Origin of the sequence: Actinomadura sp. NAK00032 (assembly GCF_013364275.1) — a bacterium.
Classification (GTDB): Bacteria; Actinomycetota; Actinomycetes; order Streptosporangiales; family Streptosporangiaceae; genus Spirillospora.
In genome coordinates, this window is record NZ_CP054932.1 from 5,885,128 (window position 1) to 5,898,904 (window position 13,777).

A 13,777-nucleotide genomic window follows, 5' to 3' on the forward strand; every position below is an offset into this window, starting at 1 on the left:
GTGCCATGCCCGCCTCGTCCCCGCCTCGTGCTCGGTCGTCTCGGACGGTGGCGCGGGCGCCGCTGGTGCCGGGGACGCTGCTCTGGCGGCACGCCGCCGATCTGCGCTCGCTGCTCCCGGGGGCCGCGGCCGGGCTGATGCAGCTCATGCACCCCGGCATCGGCGCCGGCGTCGGCGAGCACTCCGCGTTCTTCGACGCCCCGTTCGACCGGATCCACCGGTCCGTCCCGCAGATCTGGGCGACGATCCTCGCGCCGGACGGCGTCACCCGCGCCCGCGGCATCCGCGACCTGCACCGCGGCATCGGCGGCGTCGACGAGCACGCCCGCCGCTACCACGCCCTCGAACCCGAGACGTTCTGGTGGGCGCACGCCACCTTCACGTGGGAGATCTTCAAGGCCGCCGAGACCTTCCACCCCGGCACCCTCACCGCCGAGGACCACGAGCAGATGTACGCCGAGACCGTCACCTGGTACGCGCGGTACGGCGTCAGCATGCGGCCCGTCCCCGCCGACTACGCCGCGTTCCAGTCCAAGTTCTGGCACGTCTGCGCCCGGACGCTGGAACTCACGCCCGCCGCCGCCCGCGCCCTGGAGATCGCCAAGCACGGCTCCGAGACGATCACGATCCTGCCGGTCGGCGGGCCCCGCCTGGACCGTGCGGGACGCATGGTCATCGAGCGCCCGCTGCGCCTGATCACCTTCGGCTGCCTGCCGCCGCTCGTCCGGGAGCGGTTCGCCGTCCCCTGGTCCGCGCTCGACCAGGCCCGGTTCGCCGCGCTCGCGCTGGCCAACCGGCAGGGCTACCGGATGATGCCGAGCGGCATCAACCACTGGGCCCTGCGCAGCATGCTCCGCTACATCGGCGCGCAGACCCGCGAGGACCGGTACCGGCCCGCCGCGTGACCCGTCACACGGCGGCGGCGACCTGCGGGCGCAGTTCCTCGCACGCCGCCAGGACGCGGCCGACGTCCCCGTCCGTCAGGCCGGCGTGGGCGGACAGCCGCACCAGCGTGCGGCCCACCGACGCCGCCGGCGGGAACAGCGCCGCGCTGAAGATGTCGCGGCGGACCAGCGCGTCCCGCAGCAGGGTCGCCTCGGCCTCCGAGCCCGCCTCCAGCGCGATGATCTGCGAGTCGGACTCGACCAGGGTGTAGCCGAGTTCCGCCAGGCCGGCGCGCAGCCGGGCCGCGACCGTACGGAGCCGGTCGCGCCGGCGGCCCTCGCGCCGCACCACCTTCAGCGCCGCCGCCAGGCCCGCGACGTCGTGCGGCAGCAGCGTCGAGCTGAACACCGCCGGGAGCGCGGTGTGCGCGAAGTAGTCGGCGAAGCCGGGACGGTCGCAGGCGATCAGCCCGGCGCGCCCCGGGAGCGCCTTCGCCAGGCTCGCCGTGCGGAAGTCGACGCGGCCGGTGAGCCCCGACGCGGCCACCAGGCCCTCGCCCCGCTCCCCGTGCGTGCCGAGCGAGTGCGACTCGTCCACGACCAGGAGGCAGTCGTGCTCGTCGGCCACCTCCACCAGGCCGGGCAGCGGGCACACCGAGCCGTCGGTGCTGTAGACGGCGTCCACGGCGATCACGCCGGAGCCGCCCACCTCGATCCGGCGGCGCAGGTGGTCGAGGTCGTTGTGGCGGAAGTAGGCCAGCTCCGCGCCCGCCGCCCGCGCCCCCTCCCACAGCGACATGTGCGCGAGGACGTCCAGGTAGACCGGGACGTCGGGGCCCGCGACCACCTGCAGCAGCCCGGTGTTGGCGGCCCAGCCGGACGGGCACAGCACCCCCGCCCGCGCGCCCAGGTGCCGGGCGAACCGGGCGCCGAGGACGAGCTGCGGATGGTCGTCGGGCAGGCAGGGGCCGGGCGCGGCCGCCGCGCCGTCCGCCGCCCGCAGGCTGGCGATCATGGCCGCGGTGATCGCCGGATGCTCGGCGAGGGCGAGGTAGTCGCTACAGGTCAGGATGATCGCGCGGTCGCCGGGGGCCGTCGCGGGGACGCTCCGGCGGCCGCCCCGCGTGCCCCGGAACACCCGGATGCGTTCGCCCAGCCGCTGGTGAGCGCTGGTCATGGTCGTCACACTCCCCGGTCAAATGATCGTCACGTCCTGTAGCGAGTCCTAATCATAGTGTTAAAAGAATCTCGGATGGCGACCAATTCCGGCGTGCCGCCGGAGAAAACGCCGTACCGCGGCCGGGCGCCCACCCCGCACTCACATGACTTCTCCGGCTTGTCGGATAAACGTCCCATATCGTTCGCTTCACCGGGTATCAGCAGGTCGCACGCCCGTCACTCCCATCACCGATCACTGGAGTGTGACCACGATCGCCGCCGGCGCCGAACCCGCGGTGGCCGCCGACCTCCGCACCGGCGCCGCACCGCCTCCGCTCCTCCAGCGGGTCCACCGGGCCCGCTGGACGATCGCCGGCGCCCTGCTGGCCGCCCTCGCCACCGCACTGCTGGCCGCCCTCGGCCCGCTGCGCCCCGCGGCCGCCGCGCTCGGCCAGATGCGCTGGGAGTTCCTCCCCGCCCTCGTCCTGCTGTGCCTGGCGCACTACGTCTGCTCCGCGGTCGCGCTGCGCGGCGCCGCCGGCCGCCCGCTGCCGCTGGTCGCCACGACGCTCGCCCAGTTCACCGCGTCCGCCGCCAACCGGGTCACCCCGGGCGGGCTCGGCGCCGTCGCCGTCAACACCCGCTACCTCGTCTGCCGCGGGCTGCCGCTCCCCCGCGCCGCGGTCGCGGTCGCCGTCCTGCAGGTGGCGGGCGTCCCGGCCGACCTGCTGCTGCTCGGCGCCGTCCTCGCCGCCGGCGGCGGGAACGGCCGGATGCTGGACGCGCTGGGCGAGCACGCCGCCCGTGCCGCCGGCCTCGTCCCGCCCGTCCCGCTGCTCATCGCGGGCGGCGTGCTGCTGCCCGCCGCGCTGCTGTGGGGCCGCCGCGCCGCCCGGTCCGCCGCCGTCGGACGGGCCGCCGCCGGGTTCGCCGACCTGTGCCGCAGGCCGCGCGACCTGCTGGTCACCCTGGCCGCGTCCGCCGGGACCACCTTCGCCCTCGCGGTCGCGTTCGCGCTCAGCGTCCTCGCCGTCCCCGGCACGGCGGTGGGCCCCGGCGACGTCCTCCCCCTCCTCGCCGCCTACCTGGTGGGAGCCGCGGCCGGCGGGGCCGTCCCGCTGCCCGGCGGCGTCGGCCCCACCGAGACCGCGCTCGTCGCCGCGCTGGCCGCGCTCGGCGTCGAGGCCGGCCCGGCGCTGCAGGCCGTGCTGCTGTTCCGCGCGGTCACGTTCTGGGCGCCGGTGCCGCTGGGGCTGCTCGCCTGCCGGACGCTCCGCCGGTGACCTTTACGTTGTAGATCATTAAATGCGGAAGACCCGCGCGGCGTTGCCGGACAGGAACGCCTCCCGGGCCGCCTCGCCCAGGCCCAGGCCGTCCAGGCCCCGCAGCGCCCGCTCCGCGGTCATCATCGGGTAGTTGGTGCCGAACATGACCTTGTGGTGCCGGTCCTGCGCCATGTACCGCACCAGCTCGGGCGGATACCTGCGGACCGTGTACGCGGACGTGTCGATGTAGACGTTCGGATGCTTGCGGCAGACCGCGACCATCTCCTCCGTCCACGGGTAGCCGATGTGGCCGCCGACGATGACCAGCTCCGGGAAGTCGAGCGCGACCTGGTCGATGTAGGGGATCGGCCGTCCCGTCTCGCTCGGGCGCAGCGGCCCGGTGTGCCCGACCTGCGTGCAGAAGGGCACGCCGAGTTCCACGCATTCGGCGAACAGCGGGTAGTAGCGCCGGTCGGTGGGCGGCGCCTCCCACAGCCACGGCACCACGCGCAGGCCCTTGAAACCGAGGTCCCGCACGCACCGCCGCAGCTCCCGCACGGCCTCCATGGGCTTGCGCAGGTCCACCGACGCGACGCCCATGAGCCGGCCGGGCGCCTGCCGGACGAACGAGGCGACCTCCTCATTGCTCACCAGGTCGCCCTCCGGCCCGTACCAGGCGCTGATGAGGCCGGCGTCCACTCCCCCGGCGTCCATGGCGGCGACGGTCTCCGCGACGGGCACCTCCTCCGCCGGGGGCTTGCGGCCCAGCCACCGCCACAGCGAGTCCAGCATCTCGTGCTGCAGGAACCGCACGGTCCCGTGCTGCATCCACGCGTCAATCACCACGGCTGCTCCCCACCGACCGCCATGCGGCCTCGCTCAGCACCTCGACCTGCCCGCCGTCCGGCTCGGCGCCCTGCCCGTTGAGCCAGAACCGGCACAGCTCCTGCGCGGGGCCGAGCCACAGCACGAACGCGGTCATGGTGTCCACATCGATCAGCGCGCCATGGCGCGCCTGGACGCGCCACCAGGCGCGCACCTCCCGGTAGAACGCGCGGTTGCGCCCGGCCAGCGCGTCACTCGCCGCAGGCCGTTCGGTGAACATGAACCGGGCCCTGGCGGCATGCTCCCTGCACCACCGCACATGGAACGCCACGACACCGGTCACCGCCCCGCGCGCGCCGGCATGCGCCTTCAACTCGTCGAGGAACGCGTCCTGGTACAGGGAGACGCATTCGACGAACAGGGCCTCCGCCACCTGCTCCTTGCCGGAGAAGTGGTGGTAGAAGCTGCCGACGCTGACCCCGCTCGCCGCCCGCAGCGCGCTCAGCGTCGTGCCGGCGACGCCGTCGCGGCCGAACGCCTCCAGCGCCGCCCGCAGGATCCTGTCCCGTCCCGCCTCACTCACAGAACATTATTCTGCCACAACAGAACAACATTCTGGGCGGCGGACGAGGGCAGCGGACGGCCCCGGCCGCCGGGGTGGGCGTGCGGCCGGGGCCGAGGGCGGGTCAGCCCTGCTGTTGCAGGGCGGGTCAGCCCTGCTGCTGCAGGGCCGGGCTCGCGGAGCCCGTCAGCGCGGGCAGGTAGCCGAGCCGGTGGCCGAGCGCGGTCGGGTGGTAGGACGACTCCAGCGGGAACGTCACCGAGTTGAGCCAGTCGTCGCCCGAGCACAGCTCGTGGCCGGCGAACTCGTCCCGGACGTCCGACCAGGTGAACCCGGCGCGCGCCGCCGCCTTGGCGATGACGCCGTCGAGGGTGTCGGCGGCGTCGTTGAGCGCGGTGCGCTTGGCGTTGCTCAGCCCCGCGCACACGCTCACGATCTTGTACAGGCGCGGGTAGCCGAGCACGACCACCCGCGCGGACGGCGACTTCGCGTCGATCTTGGAGTACAGCGAGTCGAGCCGGCCGGGCAGCGTGTCGCGCATGTAGGTCTCGGCCTGGGCCACCCGGTTCTGGCAGGTCGTGGTCGAGGACAGGACGCAGGTCTGCATGACGTCGGCGAACCCGGCGTCGTTGCCGCCGGCGGTGACGCTGACGAGCGTCGTCGACGCGCTGAGCGCGCCGAGCTGCCCGCTCGCCACGGTCGCGGTCGTCGCCCCCGAGCAGGCCACGAACTTGAACGAGCTCGTCGAGTGCGCCGCCGCCCACAGGTTCGGGTAGGCGTTGGCGCTGCGGTTGCACGATCCGCTCGCCGGATCGTAGTTCCCGGCCCCCGTGCCGGACGAGTAGGAGTCCCCGAGCGCGACGTAGCTGGTCCCGGCCGCCGCGGCGGAACCGGACCACAGCAGTGATGTGGCGGCGAGTGTCACCGCACCGAGAGCGGCCGGACAGGGGCGGGTGAGGCGCATCTGCACTCCGGAGCGTCGTAACGGATTATGCCGTTCGCCTTATACCCGGCCCGCCATTCTTCCAAGCCCTGAGACTGATCAACACTGTTTGTCAGAATTCGCCGTTGCAATCCGAGATAGCACGAAATTTCCATGCCGACAAGACCAGCATGTGACGACCATTATCCGGCGCTTCCCGGCCGTCTCATCGAGCACAGGAATCACTTCCGCCCGGCCGTGCCGTCCGGTCGCCAAGGGCCGGTCGCGACCGGACGTCCGCCGTGGACACGGAGGGTTTCGGCGAACGTCCGCTGCCGTCCCGGGACGCCGTGGACGAGCATGACCTCGCGCGCGGCGACCTCGTCGGCGATGTCGAGCAGGCCGCGGCGGTCGGCGTGCGCGGAAAGGCGGATCACACCGACGCGGGCGCGCACCGGAACGGTGATCTCGCGGCCGCGGTCGAGCAGCGGGAAAACGCCGCCCTTTTCCGCGAGGTCCAGCAGCGCCCGGCCCGGCGACTCCTCGTCCTGGTAGCCGGAGATGAGCAGCGCGCTGCCCGGTTCGGGGAGGATCCGGGCCGCCCACTGGACGGCCGGGCCGCCGGTCAGCATGCCCGACGTGGAGATGACGACGCCGGTCCGGAAGGCGTCCAGCTCGGCGGGCCGGTCCGCGACCGCGGCGGTGCCCCCGAACACCCGCAGCGCCGGGTCCAGGGAGGCGAACACCGCGGCCAGGTCGGCGGCCATGCCGTCCACGCGCACCGGCACCTCCGGCAGGTGCCGCCGCAGGGTCAGCGCGACCTCCTGGGCGCGGCCGAGCGCGAACGCGGGGACCAGCACCCGGCCGCCGCCCCGGTGGACCTCGGCGACCGTCCGCACCAGCTCCTTCGCCCGCAGGTCCCGGTCGTCGTGGTCGTCGGCGCAGCAGGTCGACTCCAGCACGAGCAGGTCGGCGGACCGGGCGGACTCGGGGACGGCGTAGCCGCCGACCGTCTCCTGCCGGAACCCCGAGATGTCGCCCGTGACGACGACGCGGCGGTCGCCGGCGCGCACCACGACCCCGGCCGCGCCCAGGATGTGCCCGGCCGGGAACAGCTCGGCGGTCAGCGCGCCGATCCGGCGCGGCACCCCGAACGGCAGCTCCTCGCGGCGCCGGGACGCCGCCTCGACGTCCGGCGCCCCGTAGAGGACGTCGCCGCCGTCGCCCCACCGGGCCCGGCCGCGCTCCCGCGCCGCGAGCACCTTGGCGGTGTCGGCCCACATCACCGGCATCAGCGCCGCGGTCTCCGGCGTCGCGAGCACCCGCAGCCCCGGGCGCCGCGCGACCAGGGCGGGCACGTAGCCGCAGTGGTCGTTGTGCGCGTGCGTGACGATGACCGCGTCCAGCGGGCCGTCGAGCGCGCGGCCGATGTCGCGCGGCGGACCGGCGCGGTCGCCGGGCCGCAGCCCCGCGTCGACGAGGATCCGCGTCCCGCCCGCCTCGACGAGCACGCAGGACCCGCCGATGTGGTCGTCGCCGCCGAGCGGGACGACGCGCAGGTCCAGTTCCGCGGTGACGGCGACCGGCGGCGGCGCCGGATCCACCAGGTCGCGCAGGAACCCGAGCGCCTCCCCCGGCACCGTGCCGCCGCGGCCGGCCGGGGACCGTTCGAGGACGGCGAGGAGGGCGGCGGCGAGGGCGCGCCGGTCCGTCCAGCGGTGGCGCTCGGTCGCCAGGCGCAGAGCCAGGGCCTCCGCCTGCTCCGCCCGCTCGGCCAGCGCCTCCCGGGTCGCCGCGAGCCGCTCGGACGCCTCCCGCAGGTCGCTCCGCGCGTACTCCAGCCGGCCCTGCTCGGTCCTGAGGCGGTCGCGGAGGTGGTCGATGCGGCGGGCGGCGCGCTCGGCGTCCCGGCTCGCGCGTTCGGCCTCCCGCCCGGCGCGCTGGGCGGCCCGGTCGCGCCGCCTGATCCAGCCCAGCCCGGCCCGGACGACGCCGTCCTCGGGATGCAGCAGGACGGCGGCCAGCGCGCGCGCCTCGTCGCCCGCGCCGGTCAGGTGCCCGGCGGCCCGGCGGCGCAGCGCCGGGAACCGCTCGACCGCCTCCAGCAGCAGCGGGGTGTGCTCCTCCACCAGCGCGGCGGGGTCGGACGGGAGCCGGGCGGCGGACGGCCGCTCCAGCACCGCCCGCGCCACCGCGCGCAGCACCGCCATGAGCGCGTCGTCGGTGATGGCGGGCTCGGGGGCGGTCATCCGGCCGCCGCCCGCTTGGTCGCGTCGGCGAGGACGGGCTCGCAGCCCAGCCCGTCGTCCACGGGCTCCAGCGCGCCGAGCACGCGCAGTGCCTCCACCAGGTCGGCCGTCCCGCCGTACCCGTGTTCGCGGCGGTCGGCGGGGGTGAGCCCCGGCGTCTCCTCCTCCTCGTAGAGGGTGAGGAGTGCGGTGAGGTCGGCGGCGGTGCCGCGGTCGTCGGCCTCGACGAGGACGTGCCACGCGGCGGCGAGGCACGGGTCGGCGCGCACGCCGGTGTCGTCCACGAACGCCGCCGGCCGGGCGCGGACCTGCCGCAGCACATTGCCGATCGCCTGGTCGCGGTCGCGTCCGCCGAGGGCGGTCACGACCCGTCCGACGAGCGTGGGCCAGCCGCCGGTGCGGCGCAGGAGGTCGCGCTGCCCGGCGTCGTCGGGGAAGCCGAGCGAGTCCTCCAGCATCCACTGCCGGATCGCGGGCGGGTCGAACCGCCGCAGCGGCACCAGTTCGACGTCGTCGTCGGCCGCGTGCCGGAGCCAGCCGGCGGCGGAGGCGGGGCCGGCGACGAGCACGACCGACAGGGTCCCCTCCCCGGCGGGGTCGGCGACGGCGTGCCGCGCCTCGGCGAACCGCCGCTCGAACTGCTCGCCGTCGCGCGCCACGTGCAGGTCGACGACGATGACGTCGTGGCCGGGGTGGCGGCGGGCGCGCAGCACCGCGCTGTCGAAGGTGCCCTCTCCCGGCCGGACGACCCGGATCTCCAGGTCCGGCCGGTCGGACGGCATCGCCTGCAGCGACGCCGCCACCCGCTCGGCGTGCAGCGCCGCCGACCCGGCCACCACGTGCACCAGCCGCCCGGGCCGCAGCAGCCCGGTGATCTGCCCGATGCTGAGCGGCGCCCGGTCCGGCCCGTCCAGGTGCGGCATCCGGTAGGAGTGCGCGTCGAACTCGTCCGGGCCGTCGAAGTCGGCGGCGCCCTCCAGGACGCTCTCGATCTCCCGGACGCCGCCGAGCAGCCGCAGCACGTGCGGGGTGCGCAGCCGGTACCGGCCCTCGTCCACGCCGAGGACGCCGAGGTTGACGCACTCGGCGAGCAGGCTGCGGAAGTCGTCGCCGCTGCAGTTCTCGAACCCGCGCTCCCACCAGTACCGGCACTCCTCCCGCAGCTGCCGGACGGTGAGGGCCTCGTCGGCGCCGCCTTCGAGTGCGTGCAGCGCCACCGTGTAGGCGATGACCTTGTACCGCTTGTCGAGGGTGAGGGTGTAGTCGAAGCGCTGCTGGAAGCCCTCGACCAGGTTCTGGTCGCGCCACACCTCGGCGACGTCCTGCGCGGTGACCGTGTACGGGAGGGGGCGCGGGGCGTCCCGCAGCAGCGCGAGCAGCTTCCCGGCGAACAGCTGGACGAGCGCCGGGGCGTTGTTGGCCTCGGCGATCACCCGCGCGGCGAGCGTCTCGGGGAAGGTGAACCCGAGCGTGGCCAGCGGCCGCACCAGCAGGTCGAACGCGTCCTGGGGGTCCAGCGGGCCGACCGCGATCGGCTCGCCGAGCTGCGCGAGCGGCTGGTTGGGCAGGCCGTGGAACCGCGCGGTCTGGTGCAGGCCCGCCCACACCACCTTCACGCGGCGGCCGGTGTCCTCCATCAGGGCGCGCAGCGCGGTGACGTCCTCGAAGCGGCCCCGCTCGGCGTCGCGGTTGAGGAAGGCGTCGGCCTCGTCCAGCAGGATCAGCAGCTGCCGGTTCCGGTCGGCGTCCGCCCACGCGCGGACCGCGTCGAGCACCTGGTCGCGGCCGGTCAGCCCGGCCCGCACCACGCCGGCCTTGGCGAGCTTGTCGCCGAGGATCGGCCACAGCGACATCGAGCGGACCTTCCCGACCGTCTGGATCGTCTCGAAGATCACCGTCCGGTTCGGGTCGGCGGCCAGGTCGCGCTCGGCCTTGCGCAGCAGCGCCGACTTGCCGAGCTGCCGCCCGCCGAACACGAACGAGGGGCCCCGCCGGTCGGTGACCTGGCGCAGCTGCTCGGACCGCCCGTAGAACATCTCCTCCGGGACGCCGCCGATCGGCGCGTAGGGGTCGGTGGCGGTGAACGGCGCCATCAGCGCGACCGCGACCGACCAGTCCTGCGGCCGGCACGCCAGGTACCCGATCGCGGCGTCGTCCAGGACGCCGGCGACCGGCGCCGGCCGCTTGCGGGCGGCCTGCCCGAGCTGCGCGCGGTCGTCGGCCGACAGGACCCCGAAGTACAGCACCAGCACGGTCTCGCCCTCGGGCTGCCCGCCCAGCAGGTCGACGAGCTGCTGCGGGCCGGGCCGCCCCCAGTGCAGCAGCAGCCGCAGCCGCCCGCCGGACGGGCTCTTCTGCGACCCGAACGCCGGCAGCAGCGCCCCGCCCACCGACCCGACGTGCCGGACGCCGTCGAGCACGATCCACATCCGGTCCGGGCCCTGGTCGGCCTCGCCCTGCGTGCCCTCCAGCCCGACCATCTTCAGGATCGCGTCGATCAGCGAGCGCAGGTTCCCCGGCGTCTTGCTGCGGCCGTCGCGCAGGTTCAGCCACTTGCGCAGCCCCTCCCCCGCCACCCGGCGGGACGCCTCGCGCATCGGCGGGATGTCGAGGCCGGCGCCGGCCAGCAGGACCTCCAGCTGCGGGTCGGCGACGTCCCGCCCGGCGATCAGGGCGTCCTTCAGCGCCTCGATGTACCCGCTGGTCTCCTGCTTGCGGGCGCGTTTCCCGGTCTGCCGGGAGTGCCGGTGGAAGACGTCGGGGAACGCCGGGTAGAAGCGTTCGAAGTCGGGGTTGTCGGCCTTCTCTGGAAGCTGCTTGCCGGCCTTGAGCTGCGCGATGAACTCGCGGGCGGTCGTCAGGTCGCGGCTCTCGATGTGGCCTTCGACGCGCCGCACGTCCGCCGCGCGCAGGTCTCCGGACTCCCGCGCCTCGGCGAGCAGCTCGCGTGCGGCCTGGACGCTCGTCTCGCACCAGCTCTCCAGCCGGGCGTGCAGCGCGTCGAGTTCGCGCCCGATCCGGTCGAAGTCGCTCCGGCCGGCCGCGCCGAGGAGCCGGACCGCCTCCTCGGCCTCGCGTTCCTCGCCCTCGCCGAGCAGCCCGTCCCGCCGCGACATCGCGATCAGGTCGCGGAGCCGCTCGACGCGCTGGTCCCGGGCGGCGCGGGCGTCCCGGACCAGGTCGTCCCGGCGGGCCCGCAGCCGCGCGGCGGCCTGCGCGTCGACCGCCTCCAGGACGGACACGACCGTCGCCGTGCCCTCGTGGTCGAGCCGCGCGGCCCGCGCCTGGAACACCTCGGTCCAGTCGGGCGGGCCGGCGTGCGCGACGGAGACGAGGTCGGCCAGGGCGATGTCGCCGGTGGGCTGGAGGGTGCGCGGGTCCAGGGTGAGGCCGGCGGCGGGCAGCAGGTCCCGGTTGAGGACGCGCGCGGCCGGCGGCTCGGACTCGGGCGGCCGCTCCCCGTCCAGCAGGGTGAACGCGCCGTCGAGCAGGTGGCGGGCGGCGGCGACGGCCTCCTCGCCCGCGGTGCCCGCCAGCGCGGCCAGCGCCGCGCCGACCTCCGCGCGCCGCCCCGTGACGGCGTCCCGCAGCTGCCGCAGCGGCCCCGCCCGCCAGTCGCGGTCACCGGACGCGGCGTCCTCGTGCTCCTTCACCGCCGCCGCCCACCGCCCGGCGGCTCCGACCGCGTCGTCGATCCGCTCGTGCAGCTTCCGCCGCGCGCCCGCGATGATCGGCTTGCCCTTCTTCGGGCCGTTGACACGGCGGTCGGTGTCCTCGATGAGGCGCTCGATCGCCGTGCCGCCGCGCAGCCGGACCACCTCGGCCGCCACCTCGTCCGCCCGCGCCGCGTCGTCCTCGGCGGCGGGCCGCAGCAGCCGGCGGATCTCCCCGTCCGCCAGCAGCAGCGCCTTCCACACCTCCGTCGCACGGGCCAGCTTGATCGTGCGGCGCGGTGCCTCCTCCAGCAGCCGCGCCGCCTCCTTGGACGCGTCCTCGCGCGCCTGCGCGAGCCTCGCCGCACCCCGGATCCAGCCGTCCATGCCCGGGCTCAGGTACACCCCGGACCGCGCCGCCTGCGCGAACGCCTCCCCGCACTCCCGCAGGACCGCCTGCCCCGACACCACGACGTTCAGGGACTCCGTCAGCCGCGCCGTCTCCGGATACACCAGGCCCGCCCTGATCGCCGCCGCCCACGCCAGCACCGCCCCCGCCGGGTCGTCAGCCAGCGCCTTGGCGTCCAGCGCGCGGGCCGCGGCGGCGAACTCGGCCGACAGCGGCCCGGCGAACACCCCCATCTCCGGCGCGAGCGCCGCGCACCGGCGGGCGTCGACCTCGGCGTCCGGACGCCCGGCCGCCTTGCGCAGCCAGCCCGCGAGCCCGAACCGCCGGGTGCGCAGCGCGGCGGCCTCGGCCTCGGCCAGCCCGTCCGCGAGCCCGGGCTCCGGAGGCGCCTCGGGCTCGGCCGGCGGCGGTGCCGCCTGCTCGCGGCGGCGCCTGACCCGCGTGCCGGACGGCTCAGGCCGCGGGGCGACCGCTCCTTCCAGGTACGCGTCGAGGGCGGTCAGCTCGGGATCGTCCGCCCGGACGGCCGCGGTCTCGGGCGCCGGCCGGGGAGCGGGCACGACCGGCGGCTCAAGGTCGTCGGGCGCACCGGCGACCACCACCGGGGCGGACGGCTCAGGCTCCTCAGGGCCGTCGGGCTCGCCGGCGTTCACCACCAGGGCGGGCGGAGCCGGCGGAGCGGATGGAGCCGGCGGCTCCTCGGTCGCGATCGCGAGCTGCCCCATCAGCGCGCGGTCGACGAGCTCCACCCAGCGCTCCGGCAGCGCCGCGCGCGCCCGCTTCGCCAGGGCGGGGGCGCGCGACCGGTCGTCCGCGCAGGCCTCGATGAGCTCGGCGAAGGCCGCCAGCCCGTCGCCGCCGCCGGCCGCGGACTCCCGCACCTCCGCCAGCAGGCCGGCCACGGTGTCGGGACCTTCGATGCGCCGCAGGGCGCTCACCCGGCCGTCCCTGCGGCCCGCCTCCAGCGCGGCCTGGACCGCGCTCGCCAGCTCGTCGAGCCCGTCCGGCCGCCCGTCCGGCAGGAGCCGCGTGGCGAGCCCGTCGAAGGCGGCGGCGACGAGCTGGACGCTCACCACATCGCCGTCCTCGGGACGCCGCCCGTCCCGCAACCGCCCGGCGACGCGGTCCGCCGCGTCGGCCGCGCTCGCGAACCGTCCGCGCAGCTCGTCCAGCTCGACGGCGAGCTGCTCCGGCTCGGGCACGGACTCCAGTTCCCCGGCGGCGACGGCCCGCAGCTCCAGCACATCGGCGGGCCGTTCGGGCAGCCCGGGATGCTGCTCGCGGAGCGCGTCCCACTTGTCCCGGGCTCCGGGCATCCGCTCCACCGGTTCGGCCGCCAGCAGGCCGAGCGCCACCACCGCGAGCGGACGGTCCTCCACGAGGACCCGCACCAGCCCCCAGCGCAGGAACGCGACCGGGACGTCCCATGCCAGCAGGATGCGCAGCCCCGGAGCACGCTCCAGCACGTCCCCCGCCGTGGCCGCGCCGAGCAGCTCGACGCAGTCGTCGCGGCCGAACTCGTCGGCGTTCCGGAAGCCCTGCGTGAAGACTCCGCCGAGGAGGGCCCGCAGGCGGCCGCTGCGCCTCCGGTCGCCATGGCGCATGGTGCGCAGCACCAGCTCGGGCGCCCCGGCGGGCATCTTCTTCGCCCCGCCGAGGCGCACCACGTCGAGGACGGCCCGCTGCAGCTCGGGCGGCACGAGCCGCAGGACCTCCCGTACGTCCTCGGCCGACACCGCCGCCAGCGCCGCGTCTTCGAGCCCGGTCAGGTCACCGACCAGTTCGCCCAGAACGCCGAAAGGCGCGGCCCCTTCGTGGCACCCTTCGCACCGAGACCCATGCCCCATGTC

Annotated in this window: 8 protein-coding genes; 2 read left to right on the plus strand and 6 right to left on the minus strand. The window is 75.7% G+C overall.

Annotated features, from left to right (window positions below):
- The first annotated feature begins 47 nt into the window (after nucleotides 1–47).
- On the plus strand, nucleotides 48–905 hold the full coding sequence (locus tag HUT06_RS27370; RefSeq protein ID WP_254715412.1) for an oxygenase MpaB family protein: 858 nt from the start codon (nucleotides 48–50) through the stop codon (nucleotides 903–905).
- Nucleotides 906–909: 4 nt separating this feature from the next.
- Here the strand turns inward: HUT06_RS27370 and cqsA are convergent, their stop codons facing one another.
- Nucleotides 910–2,061, minus strand: coding sequence for an alpha-hydroxyketone-type quorum-sensing autoinducer synthase (cqsA, locus tag HUT06_RS27375; RefSeq protein ID WP_176198337.1), 1,152 nt, complete (start codon nucleotides 2,059–2,061; stop codon nucleotides 910–912).
- A gap of 244 nt (nucleotides 2,062–2,305) precedes the next feature.
- Here cqsA and HUT06_RS27380 point away from each other — a divergent pair, with 244 nt between their 5' ends.
- Nucleotides 2,306–3,325, plus strand: a complete 1,020-nt coding sequence (locus HUT06_RS27380) for a lysylphosphatidylglycerol synthase domain-containing protein (protein WP_176198338.1) — start codon at nucleotides 2,306–2,308, stop codon at nucleotides 3,323–3,325.
- Nucleotides 3,326–3,343: 18 nt separating this feature from the next.
- Here the strand turns inward: HUT06_RS27380 and HUT06_RS27385 are convergent, their stop codons facing one another.
- The 5 genes from HUT06_RS27385 to HUT06_RS27405 form a co-directional block, all read right to left on the minus strand.
- On the minus strand, nucleotides 3,344–4,153 hold the full coding sequence (locus tag HUT06_RS27385; protein ID WP_176198339.1) for an amidohydrolase family protein: 810 nt from the start codon (nucleotides 4,151–4,153) through the stop codon (nucleotides 3,344–3,346).
- The gene (locus HUT06_RS27390; RefSeq protein WP_176198340.1) at nucleotides 4,143–4,715 is read right to left on the minus strand and encodes a TetR/AcrR family transcriptional regulator; all 573 of its coding nucleotides are present in this window, start codon (nucleotides 4,713–4,715) and stop codon (nucleotides 4,143–4,145) included. Before HUT06_RS27390 ends, HUT06_RS27385 begins: the two co-directional genes overlap by 11 nt.
- A gap of 127 nt (nucleotides 4,716–4,842) precedes the next feature.
- Nucleotides 4,843–5,619, minus strand: coding sequence for an SGNH/GDSL hydrolase family protein (locus HUT06_RS27395; protein WP_254715413.1), 777 nt, complete (start codon nucleotides 5,617–5,619; stop codon nucleotides 4,843–4,845).
- A 239-nt stretch (nucleotides 5,620–5,858) separates the two neighbouring features.
- On the minus strand, nucleotides 5,859–7,865 hold the full coding sequence (locus HUT06_RS27400) for an MBL fold metallo-hydrolase (protein WP_176198342.1): 2,007 nt from the start codon (nucleotides 7,863–7,865) through the stop codon (nucleotides 5,859–5,861).
- Nucleotides 7,862–13,774, minus strand: coding sequence for a hypothetical protein (locus HUT06_RS27405; protein WP_176198343.1), 5,913 nt, complete (start codon nucleotides 13,772–13,774; stop codon nucleotides 7,862–7,864). Before HUT06_RS27405 ends, HUT06_RS27400 begins: the two co-directional genes overlap by 4 nt.
- Nucleotides 13,775–13,777: the final 3 nt, after the last annotated feature.